16 protein-coding genes are annotated in these 19,959 nt (G+C 56.3%); 6 read left to right on the top strand and 10 right to left on the bottom strand.

Annotated elements, in window-relative coordinates:
- The first annotated feature begins 43 nt into the window (after positions 1–43).
- Complete coding sequence (gene rraA, locus BN874_RS19940) at positions 44–523, top strand: ribonuclease E activity regulator RraA (protein WP_034436282.1); 480 nt, start codon at positions 44–46, stop codon at positions 521–523.
- A 94-nt stretch (positions 524–617) separates the two neighbouring features.
- Here the strand turns inward: rraA and BN874_RS19935 are convergent, their stop codons facing one another.
- Together BN874_RS19935 and BN874_RS19930 are read right to left on the bottom strand one after the other, a co-directional pair.
- Complete coding sequence (locus tag BN874_RS19935) at positions 618–2,291, bottom strand: cation acetate symporter (RefSeq protein ID WP_034436279.1); 1,674 nt, start codon at positions 2,289–2,291, stop codon at positions 618–620.
- Complete coding sequence (locus BN874_RS19930) at positions 2,288–2,599, bottom strand: DUF485 domain-containing protein (RefSeq protein WP_034436277.1); 312 nt, start codon at positions 2,597–2,599, stop codon at positions 2,288–2,290. Before BN874_RS19930 ends, BN874_RS19935 begins: the two co-directional genes overlap by 4 nt.
- A gap of 137 nt (positions 2,600–2,736) precedes the next feature.
- On the opposite strand from BN874_RS19930, the gene BN874_RS19925 reads away from it, so the two are divergent.
- On the top strand, positions 2,737–4,896 hold the full coding sequence (locus BN874_RS19925; RefSeq protein ID WP_034436275.1) for a 3'-5' exonuclease: 2,160 nt from the start codon (positions 2,737–2,739) through the stop codon (positions 4,894–4,896).
- 43 nt (positions 4,897–4,939) lie between these two features.
- Here the strand turns inward: BN874_RS19925 and nadC are convergent, their stop codons facing one another.
- Together nadC and BN874_RS19915 are read right to left on the bottom strand one after the other, a co-directional pair.
- Positions 4,940–5,770 (bottom strand): carboxylating nicotinate-nucleotide diphosphorylase, encoded by an 831-nt coding sequence (nadC, locus tag BN874_RS19920; RefSeq protein WP_051498121.1) that lies wholly within the window; start codon positions 5,768–5,770, stop codon positions 4,940–4,942.
- A 209-nt stretch (positions 5,771–5,979) separates the two neighbouring features.
- Positions 5,980–6,453, bottom strand: coding sequence for an ATP-binding protein (locus BN874_RS19915; protein ID WP_051498120.1), 474 nt, complete (start codon positions 6,451–6,453; stop codon positions 5,980–5,982).
- A gap of 92 nt (positions 6,454–6,545) precedes the next feature.
- Here BN874_RS19915 and BN874_RS19910 point away from each other — a divergent pair, with 92 nt between their 5' ends.
- From BN874_RS19910 to ureC, 4 genes are read left to right on the top strand one after another with little or no spacing between them, the layout of a single operon-like run.
- Entirely contained in the window at positions 6,546–7,418 is an 873-nt protein-coding gene (locus BN874_RS19910) for an urease accessory protein UreD (RefSeq protein ID WP_034436273.1), read from the top strand.
- A 20-nt stretch (positions 7,419–7,438) separates the two neighbouring features.
- Positions 7,439–7,741 carry an urease subunit gamma gene (gene ureA, locus BN874_RS19905; RefSeq protein WP_034436270.1) on the top strand — a complete coding sequence of 101 codons (303 nt, stop codon included), beginning with the start codon at positions 7,439–7,441 and terminating at the stop codon, positions 7,739–7,741.
- 11 nt (positions 7,742–7,752) lie between these two features.
- Positions 7,753–8,070, top strand: coding sequence for an urease subunit beta (locus BN874_RS19900; RefSeq protein ID WP_034436268.1), 318 nt, complete (start codon positions 7,753–7,755; stop codon positions 8,068–8,070).
- Positions 8,067–9,794, top strand: a complete 1,728-nt coding sequence (gene ureC / locus BN874_RS19895; RefSeq protein WP_034436267.1) for an urease subunit alpha — start codon at positions 8,067–8,069, stop codon at positions 9,792–9,794. Before BN874_RS19900 ends, ureC begins: the two co-directional genes overlap by 4 nt.
- A gap of 40 nt (positions 9,795–9,834) precedes the next feature.
- Here ureC and BN874_RS19890 read toward each other — a convergent pair whose 3' ends face one another.
- The 6 genes from BN874_RS19890 to BN874_RS19860 all read right to left on the bottom strand — a co-directional run bounded on the left by BN874_RS19890 (position 9,835) and on the right by BN874_RS19860 (position 19,947).
- A complete protein-coding gene (locus BN874_RS19890; protein ID WP_230314502.1) occupies positions 9,835–10,821 on the bottom strand; it encodes a DUF6056 family protein in 987 nt (328 codons plus the stop codon).
- Positions 10,822–10,899: 78 nt separating this feature from the next.
- The gene (locus BN874_RS19885) at positions 10,900–11,436 is read right to left on the bottom strand and encodes a hypothetical protein (RefSeq protein ID WP_034436263.1); all 537 of its coding nucleotides are present in this window, start codon (positions 11,434–11,436) and stop codon (positions 10,900–10,902) included.
- 2 nt (positions 11,437–11,438) lie between these two features.
- Positions 11,439–12,368, bottom strand: a complete 930-nt coding sequence (locus tag BN874_RS19880) for a polysaccharide deacetylase family protein (RefSeq protein WP_034436261.1) — start codon at positions 12,366–12,368, stop codon at positions 11,439–11,441.
- Between the two features lie 5 nt (positions 12,369–12,373).
- Positions 12,374–13,417: a bifunctional UDP-4-keto-pentose/UDP-xylose synthase gene (locus BN874_RS19875; protein WP_034436259.1), complete on the bottom strand. Its 1,044-nt coding sequence runs from the start codon at positions 13,415–13,417 to the stop codon at positions 12,374–12,376.
- 87 nt (positions 13,418–13,504) lie between these two features.
- Positions 13,505–14,431, bottom strand: coding sequence for a formyltransferase (locus BN874_RS19870; RefSeq protein ID WP_034436257.1), 927 nt, complete (start codon positions 14,429–14,431; stop codon positions 13,505–13,507).
- Positions 14,432–15,417: 986 nt separating this feature from the next.
- Positions 15,418–19,947, bottom strand: coding sequence for a DUF7948 domain-containing protein (locus BN874_RS19860; RefSeq protein ID WP_034436253.1), 4,530 nt, complete (start codon positions 19,945–19,947; stop codon positions 15,418–15,420).
- Positions 19,948–19,959: the final 12 nt, after the last annotated feature.

Raw genomic sequence — 19,959 nt, 5'->3', positions numbered from 1 at the left:
TAGACTCTCCGCGCCCTTATTGCAACCCGCGAGAGTAGCCCCCATGGATTTCAAAACGACTGATTTATGCGATGAATTTTCCGACCGTCTGCAAATTGCCGAACCGGTTTTTGGTGATTACGGCGGTGAATTGATGTTCTGCGGTTCCATTGTCACCCTGAAAGTGTTCGAAGATAATTCCCTGGTTCGCGCCGTACTCGAAGAACCCGGTGATGGTCGAGTATTGGTCGTGGACGGCGGTGGTTCGCAACGCTGTGCGTTACTGGGCGATCAAATCGCTGAGTTGGCCGAAGAAAACGATTGGTCGGGAGTCGTGGTTAACGGCTGCATCCGCGATTCCAGCGCTATCGCCGAACTCGGCATCGGCGTTAAAGCATTGGGGGTGCATCCCCTCAAGAGCGTCAAACGCGGCGTGGGCGAGCGGGATATCCCGGTGCGCTTCGCCGGAGTGAATTTTATCCCGGGGCATTCTCTCTACGCCGATGAAGACGGCTTGATCGTGTCGGAGAAGCCACTGGTCTGAATGCAGTCCGTCATCACTAAAAAAGGGGAAGACCCGATGGTCTTCCCCTTTCGCGTTTTAGCGATGACGGATTTCGCCATCGTTTCAGCTTTGTCTAATGGGCAGCGGCGCCAGCGGCACCAAAGCCGGTTTGAGCGCGCACGTACTGATCCTCGAATGCCTCTTTCTCCTTGGTCGCCCGGACGCTGCTGTCTGTCACTGAACCCAGCCACGCCATGAAGAACGCCAGCGGCATGGAGAACAGCGCCGGTTGCTCATACGGAAAGAGAGCTTTTTCGTTGCCGAGTACGGTGACCCAGACCGCTTTGGACAGCACGACAATCAACACCGCTGACACCAAACCGGCAATGCTGCCCCAGATTGCGCCACGGGTGGTCAGCCCCTTCCAGTACATGGAAAGGATCAGCACCGGGAAATTGCACGACGCAGCAACGCCAAAGGCCAGACCAACCATGAACGCCACATTCTGCTTCTCGAACGCGATGCCGAGCAGAACGGCCAACACTCCGAGAAACAGCGAAGAACGCTTGGATACGCGCACTTCCTCAGCCTCGGTTGCCTGACCCCGGCGAATTACATTGGCATAAAGGTCGTGCGAGATCGCCGAAGCGCCGGCCAACGCCAGACCCGACACGACGGCGAGAATGGTGGCGAAGGCCACTGCCGACAGGAAGCCCAACATCATGTTGCCGCCGACCGCGTGGGCCAGATGCATGGCGGGCATATTGTTGCCGCCCAACAGCTTGGTGCCGACAACGCCGCCCTCGAAATATTGCGGGTTGGTGCCAACGATAGTGACCGCCGCCAAGCCCATGATCGCCACCACGGTGAAGAAGAAGCCAACGCAAAGGGTGGCGACAAACACACTCTTGCGCGCTTCCTTGGCGTTAGGCACGGTGAAGAAGCGCATCAGAATATGTGGCAAGCCGGCGGTGCCGAACATCAAGCCCAGCGACAGGGAAATTGCGGTCACCGGATCAGAGAGGAAGGCGCCCGGCGCCATGAGCGCGATACCTTTCTTGGAATTCTCGACCGCTTTAATCGCCAGCGTCTCAAAATTGAAGCCGAACTGGGAAAATGCCAACAGCATCACCAGCGTACCGCCGCCGAGCAGCAGGCAGGCTTTGATGATCTGCACCCAGGTGGTGGCGATCATGCCGCCGAAGGTCACGTAGACCACCATCAGCACCCCGACGATGACCACCGCGATCCAGTAATCCAGACCGAACAGCAGCTTGATAAGCTGTCCCGCACCTACCATCTGCGCAATCAGGTAGAACACCACCACAGTCAGCGAGCCGATGGCCGCGACAGTGCGAACCTGCCGCTGATCCAAACGATAGGACGTGATATCAGCAAAGGTGAACTTGCCCAAGTTACGGAGGCGCTCGGCCATGATGAACATGATGAACGGCCAGCCGACATAGAAACAGATGCAGTAGATATAGCCGTCAAAACCTTGGAAATAGGTCATGCTGGTGAGGCCAAGCAGAGTGGCCGCCGACATGTAGTCGCCGGCGATGGCCAAGCCATTCTGGGTTCCGGTGATGCCGCCGCCCGCCGTGTAGTAGTCGCTGGCGGTCTTGGTGCGTTTGGCTGCCCAGTAGGTGATGCCCAGGGTCGCCATCACAAAGATGAAGAACATCACGATGGCATGGATGTTAAGCCCCTGTTTTTCAGCTTGACCAACATCCGGGGCGGCCACGGCCAACCCCATCCAGCCCAACGCCAGCGCGGCGACGGCAAACTTCAGTATTCCACGATTCATTCGACAGCCTCCTTCACGATCTCTGCGTTGATGTCATCAAATTCGCTGTTGGCGCGACGAATATAAATCCCCGTCATCAACCAGAACAGCAGGATCATCCCCGCGCCAATCGGCCAGGCGATGGAGGCCGTGCCGCCTGCGAAGATAGGCGTGGCCAGCAACTTGGGGTTAAATGCCACGATCATGATGAAGGCAAAGTAAATACCCAGGACAATTGCCGTCAGCGTCCACGCGAACCGGCTGCGCTTGGCGACGAGAATATCGAATTTCGGATTGTTGCGGATCCGCTCATAGATGGCGGTTGACATAGTTCTTCCTCTTTTTTTGTGGTGAAAACGCGGGGTCCGGAGGTTACGGGATCGGACAGTAAAAAAGTATAAGCCTTACTTGCTTTTGTCTATGCTGTAAAAAACTCTGCCTATCTCTCGGTCTGCCCGTGAACGAAATGCTCAAAATCCTTCTTGCCCTGATCGGCTTTCTTACACTGGTAGCGGGTCTGGAACTTGCGGCGAACTACGCGATGTACTACGACCTGGAGCCGGAAAACCGGCAACGCCTTTCCGCGATGTTGTCCTCGCGGGTAGAGCTACTCCTGGAGCTTGGGGTGCTGCGCATGGTGATCCTCGGCATCGCTTTTGTCATTGCCCATCAAATCTATGTCAAGGGATCGCTAAAAATCGCCGAAGGGATTCGCATCATCCTCAATGCAAACCGCAGTCATCGCATCGAGGCTGCCGGACCTTCCGAAATCAGGAGTCTGGCGCAGGCGACGAATGCGCTGGCGGAATACAGCGAAACGCTGGCGCTTGATTTTGAAACTAAAATTATCCAGGCGAAGTCGTCAGTGGAAGCGGAGAAAAATCGGCTGGCGGCATTGATGTCGGAACTCTCCCAAGGCGTGCTGGTGTGCAACATTGATGGGCGCATCCTGCTTTACAACGAACGGGCGCGGCAAGTGTTTGGCAATCCAGCCAATGGGCGAAGCGCGGGTTCAATCGTGCTGATCGGCCTCGGTCGCTCCATCTTTACCTTGATTGATCGCAGCGTGCTGGCTCATGAACTGGAAAGCATTCAAGCACGGCTGAAAAAAAACGATGCTGAATTAAATTCACAGTTTGTGATTACCACTCCATCCGGGCAACTCATCCGGGTGCGAATGGCGCCGGTACTGTCTAATGCAGCACCACCCGCCAATCCTGCAATGACGGTTAGCGGATTCGTGATGACGCTGGAGAACATTACTCACACCTTCGATCTGGATAGCACGCGCGATATGTTGTTGCAATCCTTTACCGAAGGGAGTCGGGCCGCGCTGGCGAATATCCGGGCCGCTGTAGAAACCTTAATGAGCTACCCCAACTGCGAACAGCGGGATCGGTTTATTCAGGTCATCAGTGAAGAAGTACACGCTCTCAGTGGCAAGCTCGATCAGACGACCACCGACTACGCCGATTCGCTGAAAACCCGCTGGCCGCTGGAAGAAATGCTGGGCGCTGACATCATCGCGGCGGCGCGGCGGCGCATCGAAAGCCGGTTGGGCTTGACTACCCTCTCAGCAACGGAAAATTTCGATGAGTCGATCTGGATCAAGGCGGACAGTTACACGCTGGTTCAAGCGCTTACCTATCTGGCGGGCCGGTTGAAACAAGAGCATGAGATACGGGAGATCCGTTTCAATCTGGCCCGGCACGGGCGCATCGTGGAGCTTGATCTGCTCTGGTCGGGACCGATTTTGTCGCAACAAACTCTGGATGATTGGGAGATGGATCCCATGCGCATCGGGGGTGAAGACAGCCCGCTGACGCTGCATGATGTTACTGAACGCCATGCGGCGGAGATTGTATTCATCGCTGAGAAGGAATCACAACACACCTTCTTCCGTTTCCTTTTGCCTGTCGCTAAACCGGTGCGACCCTCACGCGACACCCCGATGCGTTACGGTGAAAGCCGTCCTGCGTTTTACGACTTCGATTTGTTTCAGCAGACCGCTGCCGCCACCGAGTTTGATCATGTTGCGCTCACGGATTTGACGTACACCGTGATGGATACTGAGACGACCGGCCTCGATCCATCAGCGGGAGATGAGATCATTTCTATCGGCGCAGTGCGCATCGTGAATAGTCGCTTGCTCCGGTACGAGACCTACGAGCAGTTGGTCGATCCGAAACGACCGATTGCGGCAGTATCAGAGGCGATTCACGGTATTTCCAACCAGATGTTACGCGGGCAACCCGTGATTGATGAGGTGTTGCCCCAGTTCCATGAGTATTGCGCTGACACTGTGCTGGTGGGTCATAACGCCGCGTTTGATCTGCGCTTTCTGCAACTGAAGGAAGCCCGGACGGGTATTCGTTTTACCCAACCGGTGCTGGATACCTTGCTGCTGTCGGAAGTGCTGCATCCCCACCAGGAATCTCATGCGCTGGAAGCCATTGCCGAGCGGCTGGGCGTCACTATCGTCGCCCGACATACTGCGTTAGGGGATGCCCTGGTCACGGGCGAAATTTTTCTGCGGATGATTCCGCTACTGGCGGCTCACGGCATTCACACGCTGCGCGATGCGCGCCAGGCGGCTGAGAAAATCTACACCAGGGTGGAGTATTAGAAATCGATCCAATCAATCGCTTCGCCGAGCAGCTAACCGTCTTTCAAACAGTTTTGAAGCGCATCGATAGATCCACGGCGCGCACGTCCTTGGTCAAGCCGCCAATGGAAATATAATCCACCCCGGTTTTAGCAATGTTGCGAACCGTGTCGAAATTAACATTGCCGGACGCCTCCAGCTTGACCCGCTTATCAGTGATGTTCACTGCCTCGACCATGGTTGCCAGGTCGAAATTATCCAGCATGACAATATCGGGCCGGGCGGCGATGGCTTCGTCCAGTTCAGCGAGCGTTTCCACCTCGACTTCAACGGTGACGCCCGGGTACAGGCGGCGGGCCGCAGCAATGGCGTTGCTGATCGATCCGGCGGCCATGATGTGGTTTTCCTTGATCAGCACCGCGTCGAACAAACCGATACGGTGATTCTGGCAACCGCCGCAGCGAACTGCGTACTTCTGCGCCAGCCGCAAACCGGGCAGAGTCTTGCGGGTATCCAGGATCGTGGCTCCAGTGCCGGCTACCGTGTCAGCGTAACGACGGGCCAGCGTGGCAGTGCTGGATAGCATTTGTAGAAAATTCAGCGCGGTGCGTTCACCGGTCAGCAGGGCGCGGGCCGGGCCATGCAGAGTGCAAAGTAATTGGTTGGGTTCAATCCGGTCGCCGTCAGCCGCCTGCCAATGGGTGTTGATGCGTGAATCGAGTTGGTGAAAAACGGCGTCGAACCAGGCGATTCCGCACAGCACCGCGTTCTCGCGGCTGATGACGGTGGCTTCCGCTTGGGCGTGTTCGGAAATCAGGGCGGCGGTCAGATCGCCGCCGCCGACATCTTCGGCCAGCGCCAGGGCGACGGTGGAATTAGGATCGGGCAGGGTCATCGTGGTTTCTCGCGAGGGATGATTTGCAAAATATACACGCATCGTATGCCGGGAACCGCAGTCGTTGGCGCAGACCATCACTGATAAACTCAGCGATCAATAACCTGAGCGGACACTCAGCATTTTACCCGAATCGTGCGGAAAGCCTCGGCCTTCAAGCCGGGGATGGAGAGCGCGGCGAACGAAGTTTGCCTTCTTCTCAGCTATGCTCATGATGCAGCATCCGGTTTCCCCGCCGCTGCTTTATCCATTCTGATAGTCAGCACGTTCCGGCCATCTTCGCGGCGGTAGCTGACTTCGCTCACCAGGCTTTTGATCAGCAGGATGCCGAGACCGCCGGGTTCGCGTTGATCAAGGTCGAGGGCTGTATCAGGATCGGGCCGGGCCAGCGGATCGAACGGTGGCCCCTCATCCGCGATATCAACCCGCAGGCCGTCAGGCTGAACGACAACCCGGCAGCGCACCGCACCCGTCGGGGTCTGACCGATATAGGCATAGTTGCAAACATTGACCAGCGCTTCTTCAATCGCCAGCTCCAGGCGGGATGCCTGCACGGCAGCCATACCAGCGACCTCGGCAATTTGGCGAACATGATTGAGAAATGCCGGTAGATGATCGAGTTCGGCGGGCAGGCACAGTAGCCCTTCGGGATTGGATCGAAATTCAGGGTCATTGGGAATCACGGTCTTTGCGCGGCTCCTCGGCAAGTTCAGTCACTGCTTGCTATCTTGTTATCCTAGCAAAAAAATTCTACTCCGCAGGGGAAGACTACCGGATGCCGCTACGGGCCACAGTTCCCACTCCCTCGAAAGGCTGGCAGGCTTGCCTGACGCTCGGCTTCCAGCGGCAGGGTTCGCGCACCATCCTGGGGTCATGCCTCCATCGTGGCCCTTTACAGGTGCAGCGCCCGTTTTATCCTGAAGGTGAAGCCGTTTGCCATGTCGCTATTCTACATCCCCCCGGTGGCGTGGTCGGCGGCGACGAACTGCGGTTCAATGCTGCGCTCGACGCTAACAGCCACGCGCTGATCACGACTCCCGCCGCTGGCAAGTTCTACCGCAGTGCCGGCCCGATGGCTTACCAGACTCAGCGCCTTACCGTCGCGGCCGGCGCGGTGCTGGAATGGCTGCCGCAGGAGAATATCGTTTACGCGGGCGCCAAAATCCACGCTATCACCCGCGTTGAACTCCAGGGCGATGCCCGTTTCATCGGCTGGGAAATTCTCTGTCTGGGTCGCCCGGCGGCGGGTGAAATTTTCACGACGGGCGAATACCGCCAGAATTTTGAACTCTGGCGCGACGGTGAGCCGCTCTATCTCGAACATAGCCGCTATAACGGCGGCGATCCGGTGCTTGCGGCGCGATGGGGTTTGCAAAACCAGCCGGTCAGCGCCACCTTGCTTTGCGCCGGTTCGCCACCGGACGGGGTGAACATCATTCGCGCTGGATGGGAGGAACTCATGGCGCTTTTACCCGCAACGGGTGCGGGAGAATTGGCAACCGTCACTCAGTTGGATGGTGTATTGATTGGTCGCTATCTCGGTCCATCGGCGGTGCGGGCGCGGCGACTTTTTACTCTGGCATGGGAGGTACTCAGACCAGCGATATTAAATCGCCCGGCCTGTCCCTCCCGCTTCTGGAATACCTGACCACCTACGAGAAGGTTCTTATGGAATTATTGCCCCGCGAAAAAGACAAGCTGCTGCTGTTTACCGCCGGCCTGCTGGCAGAACGGCGCAAGGCCAAGGGCCTGAAACTCAATTACCCGGAAGCCGTCGCCTATCTCTCCTGCGCCCTGCTGGAAGGGGCGCGGGAAGGCCGCAGCGTCGCCGACCTCATGGGTTACGGTCGCACTCTGCTGACCCGTGATGAAGTGATGGACGGCATCCCGGAACTGATCCCGGAAGTGCAAATCGAGGCGACTTTTCCCGACGGCACCAAGCTGGTCACCGTCCACCACCCGATTCCCTGAGGAGATTATTGATGATTCCCGGCGAAATGCTCACTGCTGAGGGTGACATCGAACTCAATGTTGGACGCCCAACGCTTACGCTCATGGTGGCCAACACTGGCGACCGCCCGATTCAGGTCGGCTCGCATTACCACTTCTTTGAAACCAATCCTGCCCTGCGCTTCGACCGGGCGCGGGCGCACGGCTACCGGCTCGACATCGCTGCCGGGACTGCGGTGCGCTTTGAGCCGGGCCAGGAACGTGAAGTTGAATTAGTCGCCTATGCAGGCGGGCGGGAAGTCTACGGTTTTCGCGCTGAAATTATGGGATCGCTGGAGGCCAAGCCATGAGCCGGATGGATCGCCGCGCCTATGCGGAGATGTACGGCCCTACCACCGGCGACCGGGTGCGACTGGGCGATACCGAGTTGTGGATCGAGGTCGAACGCGACTGCACGATTTATGGCGAGGAAGTGAAGTTTGGCGGCGGCAAGGTGATCCGCGACGGCATGGGCCAGTCGCAGCGTTCACAGGCCGAAGGCGCGGTCGATACTGTGATCACCAATGCGCTGATCGTCGATCACTGGGGCATCGTCAAGGCCGACATCGGGATCAAGGACGGCCATATCGTCGGGATCGGCAAGGCCGGCAATCCCGATGTACAGCCGGGCGTGACCATCATTATTGGCCCCGGCACCGAGGCCATTGCCGGTGAAGGCTTGATCGCCACCGCCGGTGGTATCGACAGCCACATTCATTTCATCTGCCCGCAACAGATTGAGGAAGCGCTGATGTCGGGCGTGACCACGATGATCGGCGGCGGCACCGGCCCGGCCACCGGGACCAATGCGACGACGTGTACGCCCGGCCCGTGGAATTTGCGGCGAATGCTGCAAGCCGCCGAAGGCTTGCCGATCAATCTGGGCTTTCTCGGCAAGGGCAACGCCAGCCGCCCGGCGGCGCTGGAAGAGCAGGTTGAAGCCGGGGCGATGGGGCTGAAATTGCACGAGGATTGGGGCACCACGCCGGCGGCGATTGACAACTGTCTCGAGGTGGCCGAGCGCTACGATGTGCAGGTCGCCATCCATACCGACACGCTCAATGAATCCGGCTTCGTTGAGGACACCCTGGCCGCGTTCAAGGGTCGGGCGATTCACACCTATCACACCGAAGGCGCCGGCGGCGGTCATGCCCCCGACATCATTCGCGCCTGCGGCGAACCGAACGTGCTGCCGTCCTCCACCAATCCCACTCGGCCCTACACGGTCAACACGGTGGACGAGCATCTCGACATGCTGATGGTTTGCCACCACCTCGATCCGGCGATTCCTGAAGACGTGGCTTTCGCCGATTCGCGCATCCGCCGCGAAACCATTGCCGCCGAGGACATCCTGCATGATCTGGGTGCATTCGCGATGATCTCTTCCGACTCGCAGGCGATGGGCCGGGTCGGCGAAGTCATCACCCGCACTTGGCAATCCGCCCACAAGATGAAGGTGCAGCGCGGCCACCTCCCGCCACCCTCAACCTCAGAGGGCGACGGGCGTAATCATGCGGACAACTTCCGGGTCAAGCGTTATCTCGCCAAATACACCATCAACCCGGCCATTACTCACGGCGTCAGCCATCTCGTAGGTTCGCTGGAACTCGGCAAGCTGGCCGATATTGTGCTATGGCGACCGGCATTTTTTGGCGCTAAACCTTCGCTGATTATCAAGGGCGGATTCATCGTCGCGGCCCCGATGGGCGACGCCAACGCCTCGATCCCAACGCCGCAGCCGGTGCATTACCGACCGATGTTCGGAGCCTTGGGCGGGGCATTAGCGGCGACCTGTTTAACCTTCGTCTCCAAAGCGGCGCTGAATAGCGGCGTATTGGATTCACTGGGATTACGGCGGACGCTGGCGGCAGTGCGAGACACCCGCGCTATTGGCAAGCGCGACTTGATCCACAACGACGCTTTGCCCGTGATTGAAGTCGATCCGCAGACTTATGAAGTGCGGGCGGACGGCGTATTGCTCACCTGTGAACCGGCTGCGATATTACCGCTGGCGCAACGCTATTTCCTGTTTTGAAACCAGTCTGCGGCTGATGCCAGCCGCAGGTTACAGCGCATTAAGGCGGTGTTGATGAACCGAGCCGGATGGACTCGATGCCGAAATATTCACTCATACAGGTGTTTCTAAAATTGCGCGGGTCGGTTTCGAGATCAGTGGCGAATAGCGTTCTCGGTGGTCTGGAGACGCTGGCAACCACGATTTTTGTTTCTCCCCGATTCTTGGCGGCCTGGATCGTATTAATCCTTTCGCGCATCTCCCCAGCGTAGCGATAACCCCGGTACACATCTTTATAAGCCTCAAAGATATTGGGCGCTCCCAGCAGGCTGATGAGTAGCAATACCATCGCTGGCAGGATCAGACGGTTATGGTTATTGTCAAGCTGGGTTTTATCCCCAATCAGAAAATGAGCCAGGATGATAAATGAGGGATACCAACCGAGCAGGAATAACAGATAAACCACGCTTTCTGCCCGCTCCGGTAATGGATGGTGGTTAATTAGAAAACCAAGTGCGCTGAGGATGAAAATCATGCTGATCCAGAGCGCGGGCAGCGCCAGAAACCACCGCTTGAATTTTCCATTGATATAAAGCTGTGTTCTGGCGAAATGGAATGTAGTTGCCAGCAGAATAACCGCCGACGCCCACACGCCTGGATTGGAAAGCCAATACAGGAACCGTAGTGTCACCCAAGGTAAATAAAGACCTGCTGCCAGCCAGGCGGAGGGACGTAGCGTGGTTTCATCATGCGCGATGTCGGCGTAACGCTGGTAGTTGCCTGGCGCCAGCACACTGACCAGCACTGCGCCAATGGCGATCATCAGCAACCCGATCCAGAAAACGCCAGAGTCCCGCCGCATCCACAGCGAATAAATCACACCCCCACCAAGGAGAGTAACGGTTAGCGCTAACGATACTTCATTGGCGCCAATAATGATAATCACTAATAAGCCGGAAAGAAGAAAAAGCAGTATTCGCAGGTTGCTATTTTTCCTCCTGTAAATTTTCCTGTGATTCGCACGACGGGTTGGGTGAGTACAACGCACACCTCTCAGCAAGATCAAAGAGTTAGATGAAGCCGATGTTCTAGCCCAGGCCGCAAATCATCGCCATCACAGGAAAATTTACAGGAGGCTATTTTTTGCTGTAGTCTCCCGCCAAATCAGCAAGCCCAGCAGAAAAACAAAGAGGACATTGGGTATTTGGTAAGTAAAGCTGCCGCCCGGCCAATAGAAGGTCTGGGCAACATCTGGAGCGCCGGCGATGAACAGTATCGTGCATACCCCTCCCAAAAGAAAAACCAGAGGTATCGAGAGCTTACTTTGGGTAATTTTCGCAGTCAGAAAAGCAAAGCCCAGCCACGTAGATACTAGAAGAATAATCGGTGGGAAGCGGTAGATTTTGAAAATATCCCCTGACAGGGTAAATGCGGTATAGACCAGATTCAGCGTGTAGCGGCCCGACCAGTGTTGGTACCAGAACACCTGCGCCTCGATAAAACCCAGTTGTTTGGCCTTGGCGGCATAACAAAAATCATCGGCGGATGGATAGTCAAAAAGCGATAGCGTGATGAAAAGTATGAGTACCGCTATCACTACAATCGCCAATATAGCGATCAAAACCTTATTCACAGGAAAAAGCTTGAGGCTATTGATCGGCATAATTAACTCTGTCGGGTAGTGAGAGAAGCCGGCCCCTGAACCAGCAATGTGCCGGTTCGACCCGGTACGCTGCCGTAGATGAGTTCATGGCGCGGTAAAGCATCCAATGCCGTCGCGGCGGCCAGCGACCGTAATGCGCCAAGGCGATACCCTTGAGCGCGCCATCCGCTGAGAAGCTGATTGAGTACCGGCAGGAATTTCATGCCTTCGAGTTCGGCATGGAGCGTAAAAACATGGCCGGTGGCCGACACCGTCTGAGTCAACGCCAGCAGTCGGTCGGCGACGTTATCCGGCGTGACTCCGTTCATCCCAATCAATTCATCCAGCGTCGGTAGCGTGGTCGGAAACTGGGGACAACGGATCGTTATCCCGTCCACCACCGGTAAAAAAGGATGGGTTCCGCGTGCGTCAGAATCATAGGCAAAGCCCAGGGATTCGCTGAGCCGCAGCGCATGGCCGTTCATTTGCCAGCCCGCAGCGCCATGGACGCACGCCGTCGCGCCGAAAATCTCGCTAAAGCGGTCGGTCGCCAAGCGCATCTGAGCAGCCGTCCACTCAGCGTTTGCGTTGACCACATGATCCTGCCACCGCACATGATCCCAGCAGTGAATACCGGTCTCGAAACCGGTATCGCGCACCGCCTGCATCACTCCCGCCGCCCGCCGGCCAATATCCGGGCTGGGCAATAACGTCCCATAGAGCAGTGTTTTCAGGCCATAGTGTTCGATCACCGAGGTTCGTTTGACCTTGCCGAGAAACCCGCGCCGAAATACCCGCTTGATTGCCCAGCCGGTATGATCGGGACCGAGGCTGAATAAAAATGTCGCGTCGGTTTGGTGGCGCTGGAACGTTTCAACCAATCGTGGTACGCCTTCCAGCGTCCCGCGCAGGGTGTCCACATCTACTTTCAGCGCCAGGGTGGGCGATAACATGGCGGCTATTGAATCAGCGCGCTGGCGTCAGCGACATGAGCGCGGTACGCCTCGAAAATCTGTCGCAGCGCATCGTCCATCGTCACCGTCGGCTGCCAGTCGAGATCAGCGCAGGTATTGGCGATGTTCGGCACTCGCTGCTGCATGTCCTGATAACCCTTGCCGTAATAATCCAGCGCCGTGGTTTCGATTAACCGAACCTTTGCCGCATTGTCGCGGTATTCCGGGTAATCCGCCGCCAGTTCCAGCATCCGCGTCGCCAGTTCGCGCACCGACAGGTTATTGCCGGGATTGCCGATGTTATAAATCCTGCCGCTGGTGATGCCGTCCACGTTGGCAATAATTTTGATCAGCGCGGCAATCCCATCGTCTACATAAGTGAACGAGCGCCGTTGTGCGCCACCGTCCACCAGCTTAATCGGCTCACCGCGTACAATCTGGCCGAGGAATTGCGTAATCACCCGCGAACTGCCTTCCTTCGGTGTATTGATTGAATCGAGACCAGCGCCGATCCAGTTGAAGGGCCGAAACAGAGTAAAATCTAACCCTTGTTCCATCCCATAAGCCCAAATGACCCGATCCATCATTTGTTTGGCACAGGCATAAATCCAGCGCGGCTTGTTAATCGGCCCATAGACCAGCGGCGAGTTTTCGGAGTCAAATTCAGCGTCGGCGCACATCCCATAAACTTCCGACGTGGAAGGAAAAACCAGCCGCTTATGGTATTTGACGCAAGCGCGCACCACCGGCAGGTTGGCTTCAAAGTCGAGTTCAAACACCCGCAACGGTTCAGTCACATAGGTGGCCGGCGTGGCGATAGCGACCAGCGGCAATACCACGTCGCATTTTTTGACATGGTATTCAATCCACTCGCGGTTGATAGTAATGTCGCCTTCAAAGAAGTGAAAGCGGGGGTTGCCGGTCAAATCGCGAATGCGGTCGTCTTGCATATCCATCCCGTGAATATCCCAATCGGTATTCGCCAGGATGCGCTTGGACAAGTGATGGCCGATGAAGCCGTTAACTCCGAGGATCAGGATTCTTTTCATTGCGGGAAGGAGTCCAAAATCTGAAAAAAGAAAAAGCCCCCTCTCATCCTTGGAAAGAGTTGGGGCTAGGAAATTGCGTGATGATATTCAATCCCCAATCCGCCACGGGCCAAGGCCGAATCGCAGCACTAGGGTCGCTGGTGTAATAAGTTCACCAGCAATCTCCAGCGTAAGGATCTGCAATACAGCGCCATCAGCACAATACACAAGCAGCCGGTTATCAGCCAGAGTAAGCAGTGGTGTAGGTCGCTTGCCACAGTCCACTGCAATCAACCGGGTGCTTAAAATCCGCGCCGGCTGATCCATCACGGTCGTAAAAGCGCCCGGATACGGTGGCGCAACTGCGCGCACCAGATTGTGAATTTGCGCCGCCGATTCATTCCAGTTAATCCGTCCATCTTCCGGGTCGCGACCGGAGAAGTAGCTGCCCTGCGCCAGGTCTTGAACAATGCGCGGCGCTGTTCCGGCGATCAATGCGGGTAATGCTCGATGCAGGGTAAGTTCAGCGGCCAGCGTTACCTTGTTAAATACCTCTTGCGCGGTGTCATCGGGCAAAATCGGCACCGGGGTTTGCGCCACAATATCGCCGGCATCGGGTTTCGCCACCATATAATGCAGCGTCGCCCCAGTCTCGCTCTCGCCGTGAATAATCGCCCAATTGACCGGGACCCGCCCGCGATATTTCGGCAGCAGCGAACCGTGCATATTGAGCGCGCCGCGTGGAGCGATGGCGAGAAGTTCCGGCGTTAACATCTGCCGGTAATAGAACGAAAACAGAAAATCTGGGGTGAGATCACGAATGCGTTGCAACTCATCCGGGGTATTGGGATTGTCCGGCATAATCGTCGGAATATCGTAATCCGCAGCCGTCGCAGCCACGCTGTCAAACCAAATCTGTTCCTTGGGGTTATCAGCGTGAGTGATCACCAGCGCTACATCCACGCCATGCGCCAGCAGCACTTTGAGGCAGCGCACTCCGACATGGTGATAAGCGAAGACAACGGCGCGGGTCATGCGGGCAGTTCCTGTTCTATGATGCTATTCACTTTTAACCGGATCACCTCCATATTTTCCAGCCCGTCATTGTCCACCACTTCTCTGTACATGACAAAAATTAGCTTGAAAAGTAAAATGATTAAAATCAATAAATTGAAACAAGGTAGCACGATTACAAGAAGAGGTGGCGTTGAATAAAATGATCACATTTATGGCAATACGTCCCGCACTCTGTGCTATTAACGGTAATTCGATAATACCCTTCTTGATCAACTTCTATATGCTCTATTTTGACATTAGAACTATCTAAATTTACCTCAAAAGTTGTTTTAATACCAATTCTGAATAGGTTTTCGTTATTCCCGCGAATGCAGGAATCCAGGCAGCCGCTGAAAAACTGGATACCCGCTTTCGCGGGTATGACGAACAGGGTGGTTTTTGGCCTCCGCAAAGAACAAAACCTATCGGGAAACGGTATAACAACACCGGCTGAATTATCCGTCATAAAATTCTCACCGGAGAAGGGATGGGACTGCGGGCGACAGCCCGGATTCTGGGAGCGCACAAGAACACGATGGCCTAGTGGGAACACCGGTGGGGTGGGATGAAACCGACGGGGAGGCTCTACGGGTTGTGCCAGACCTTCATTCCACGGATGTTAGAAGGGGATGCGATTGACACGGGGGTGTACCCAGACAGTGCAGACCGGGAAGCGGGGCCGTCCCCGCAAGACGTTGCCGAAAGGCGGCCGCGTGCGTCTCAAGAACCTGGGTCGCCCACGGCATCGGCGGGGTCGCAAGCGTCCGAAGGATCCCGCGCGCCAACCGGAACCACACCTCGCCTCGCCGGATTTTCCCGAGACCGCTCTCCACGCCCCTCCTCTGGAAGGTCACCATGGCGTTCCGGCGGCGCCATAGCGCCTTTCGGCGCAAAAGGTGGCTTACCGTGGTTTGATCCCTGTGCCTCCGTGCCCTAGTGGAATCTAAAATGAGGTCGGTCCCCGCTTACCAGCGCCCCGCCACCGGCAAATCGCCTGGCTGACCAAAGCTGCCGATGTAGCAGCGATCCTTTCCGCCGTCCTGCTGACAGCCACCCCATTTCCCGTCACCGTCATAGTCCAGATACCAGGTGCCATTGCGGAATACTCCGACCTTGGCTTTGCCGTCACCATTCCAATCGCCGGCCACCGGCAGATCGCCGGCTTGGCCGAAACTGCTGAAGTAGCAGCGGTCAATGTCGCAGCCGTCCCATTTTCCGTTGCCGTTGTAGTCCAGATACCAAGTGCCGGCGCGGAATACCCCGACGCCCGCTTGAAGCCCCCCGTTCCAGTTGCCCGCCACCGGCAGATCGCCCGTCTGGCCGAAGCTCAGGCAGAGTTCGGTGCCGCAGCCGTCCCATGATCCGTTGCCATTGGCATCCAGGAACCACTGGCCGTTGCGGAACACGCCGATTTTAGCGACGCCGCTGCCGTTCCAATCCCCGGCCACCGGCAGATCACCGGCTTGGCCGAAGCCGTCATAACAGCCATCGGCCACACAGCCATCCCATTGGTGATTGCCGTTGAGGTCGATGAACCATTGGCCGCTGCTGGAGCGCAACACACCGATAGAACTCTTTGCGCCGCCGTCCCAGTTGCCCGCCGCCGGTAAATCACCAGCCTGTCCAAAGCTGTTAAACAGGCAGAGATCCTGCCCGCCGTCCTGCTGGCAACCATCCCAAGCTCCATTGCCGTTAGCGTCCAGGAACCAGGTGCCCTCCCGGAACACGCCCACCGCAGAAGTTTGACTACTAAAGGTTGCAGTCACGCTCTTTGTTGCGTCCATGGTCACTTCGCAACTGGCTGTACCGCTGCAACCGGCGCTGCTCCATCCGGTGAAGGTTGAGCCGGGGTCTGAGACGGCGGTGAGGGTGACCTTAGTCGTGGCGCTGGAAAGGAAGTTGGTGGTGCACTGAGTACCACAGTTGATCCAGAAGGGTGTACCGGTGACTACACCTTGCCCATTACCGCTCTTGTTGACGGTCAGGATCACAATCGGCAGGGTGTTAGTGGTGGCCTTCCCATTGTTAGCCTCATCGCTCTCGGCAATGGTATTGTCGGGATCAGCGTAAGCGCCCAGATAATAGGAACCAGCAATAAGGCTGTTGGGCAGAACTAAATTGCGGCTGCAACTCGTAGTGGTATTCACAGCCAAGCTGTCAAACAAGCATTCACCCGCACTGATCACCCCTACCCCATTGGGGCTGAAATTACTGGGATCATTGCGAGGGCTGGTCAGCAGGTAGAGACCTACCTTGAAACTGCCCGCCGCCACCTTGCCAATATTTTTTACGGTTAGGGAATAGTTAATGTTGCGCCCGGTATTTTGGCCGGTGCTGGGAGTCGTTAGGGTCTCGATTTTCAGATCCGGGAGGTCGCCGGGCGCCGAAATAAAGGTCGCGGTGACGCTCTTGGCCGCATCCATCGTGACCACGCAGGTACCGGCGATAGTGGTGCAGGCACCACTCCATCCGGTGAAGGTTGAGCCGGCTGCCGCTTGGGCGGTCAGGGTAACCTGGGTGCTTCCTACATAGTTGGCACTACACGTTGTGCCACAGTTGATGGTCTGTGGATTGTCACCGCTGGTCACCGTGCCGCTGCCGGTCTTAATCACGGTCAGTGTTTGCGACGGGGAAAATTTCGCCACGACCTGTTTGGAGCCATCCATCGTGACTTCACAGGTCAACGCAGAACTGCCAGCGCAAGTACCGCTGCCACTACCGCTCCAACCTACAAACAGGGATCCGGTAGCCGGAACCGCTGTTAGAGTGACTTTGGTTCCCGTGGCATAGTTGGCATCGCAATTAGCATTCGGGATTAGAACACCCTCTGTCTGCTTACACTCAGCGGTTTTACCAATACCCTGCGGGGTGCTGGTCACTGCACCAGAACCGCTGCCTTGGAGTTTGACGGACAGATTGAAGTCGGTAGTGGTGGTGGGAATGCTGAACTTGGTTACAAACGCATCGGCACCGCCAGAATAATCCCGATAAGGGGTAATGGTGCCGAGTGAAAAACCGTCCTTGGGTGAGTTTGTGTAACCCACCATGTAAACGTCATTAGAGAAATCCTTAGCGAGACCCCGCCCGGAGTCGTTCTCAGCGCCGCCCCAGAAGCTGGAGTAGGTCAACTCCTTTCCATCTTGGTTCAGTCTAGCCAGAAACGCCTCGCCCTTGACCAAGGTAGCATCATCTGGACTCACCAAAGGAAAATCAGGAGAGAAGGTTTCGCCAGCGACATAGGCATTGCCGAAACTATCTACGGTAATGCCATAGCCAACATCATTAGCCTGACCCCCTAGATAAGTGGCGTAATTCAGCGTGAAGGCTGATCCTGAATCCGTATATTTGGCGACAAAAGCATCTTGTGATGCAGAGGGGCCATTAAACGTGGTGTCATAGGCACCCGTTGTAGCTATACCGGGGGTTGTACCCGTTGAGGTGCTACAGGGAATTGATGTATAGGAACAACTGGTATAACCGGTAATATAGATAGCTTTTGCGTTGTCCCGGTCAATCGCTAGACCGCGCTCATTGCTGCTGGAGCCGTCCAAGGCAGCACCATAGCTAAGCGCACCTGTTGTACTCACCTTGGAAATGAAAGCGGCTTCATTCGATCCAGTGGTGCTGAAGCCGGTGATATAAGCGCTGGTCCCTGCTGAATCCAGCACAATCCCTTGGCCGCGATCATTACCGGCAAAGCCCGTTAGACTGCTGTACACCAAGCCATTACCTGCTGCATTCACTTTGACGATAAAAGCGTCTTCTCCAACTGCCGCTTTGGGAGTGATGGCTGAAAAATTCGCACCGGGGAAATTATTAGCAGGTGTCGTTGAATCATTTGAACTGGTATAACCAGTCACATAAGCCTCACCCAAAGTATTAACCGCAATCCCATAACCAGCTTCATTACCGGTGCCACCGAGATAAGTTGAATAACCTAATGTGCCACTGGCATTGATTTTAGCGACAAAAGCATCTTGAGTACCTTGAAGAAGGCTACCCACCACCGTTAACCTGAAAGTCCTGCGTGCCGTATTGGGAGTGCTATTGTTATCAGCCACCTTGACGATAAAGTTATAAGTTCCGACATCAGCATTGGTTGGCGTCCCCGATAACACGCCACTGGCAGGGTCGAGCGTTAGGCTGGCTGGTAAATTAGCCAACGTTGTTGAATCAAGGCTCCATGTGTAAGTAACCGTACATGTCGCCGGCGCTACTGCTGTACACTGCCCGCCCGTCGCAGCGAATGTTGTCGTATAGGCTGTTCCCGGTGTAGCGCTAGACAATGGCGATCCGGTAATCCTGACCGTAGTACCCTCATCAACCAGAGTTGCTGTCGTTCTTATCGGAAAATCACTCGAATTGGTATAACCGGTGACATAGGCATTACTTCCGCCATCAACAGCAATTCCATAACCAGCATCAAAAGCACTCCCGCCAAGATAGGTCGAATAAATAATGGTGCCCGTCGCATCCATCCGGGTCACAAAAACATCCGTGCCTCCACTAAAAATTTTATTAATGGCAAGACTTGTTGTAGGAAACTGTTTAGTCGCAGCGGCAACATTCGCATTATTAGTACTAGTCGAACCGGTGATATAGGCATTGCCAGAGCTATCCACCGCAATACTCAAACCCAAATCATCACCGCCGACACCGGTACTATCATCCGGCGCACCGCCCACAAAGGTAAAATACACCACAGGATCAATCACCAGCGGCCATTGCCGGTCATACGCCGCAATCTCAAATCCCACCAGGGGTGCATCCCCAACAGCCTCGCGCAGCACATAGCGCCCAGTCACGATCTGCCGTTCGCCATTCACCACCTGATAGATCGTCGGCGAAGAATGCAACACTTCCCGCCCGGCTACCGACACCACCAACTCGCCATTGGCCGCGATCCGTGCTTGATCCGCTCCGGCAAAACTCACGGCAATCTGTTTCGGGTCGGCGCCCGGCGCCACCACAAAGTCATATTCCAATTGGCGCGGATTGCCATACAACACCCAATCCACTCCCGGATACACCTGCGAATAGCGCACCTTGGCGAAATGCGGAATATCGGTCTGCCAGCGTTGTGGATCGTTGCCCAAGTAATAATGACTGCGACCCGTCAAAGCCTCCAGCGCCTCCAAAACCGGCTGAGGATTCACGTCCGCGCCCATCAACTGCATCCGCACCAGCGACGGCGCTTGATCCACCGCCCGCGCCCGCACCGCCAGCACCGCCTCGTTCGGGGTCAACAACAACTGATAGCCCGGTGCCCGCGCCAGGAACTTCACGGATTCCGCCGTCTGCCCCTGATTCGGCTCGAAATGCAGCGGCGACCGCCCGAAGGTCTCGACCAACCGCGCCCGCTGTTCCGTCGCTGCCGGACGCAACCCATCGGCCAACGCCGCGCCCTGGCCCAGGATTACGCTGGCGACCAACGCCAATAGCACGGCCTGCAACCCTCGCCCCCAACTACGGAATGCCCGTTGACTGCTGATCATGATCGTTAACCT

Origin of the sequence: Candidatus Contendobacter odensis Run_B_J11 (genome assembly GCF_000531125.1) — a bacterium.
Lineage (GTDB): Bacteria > Pseudomonadota > Gammaproteobacteria > Competibacterales > Competibacteraceae > Contendibacter > Contendibacter odensensis.
The sequence above is the reverse complement of the archived record's forward strand: the minus strand, read 5'-3'. Positions and strand labels throughout refer to the sequence as shown.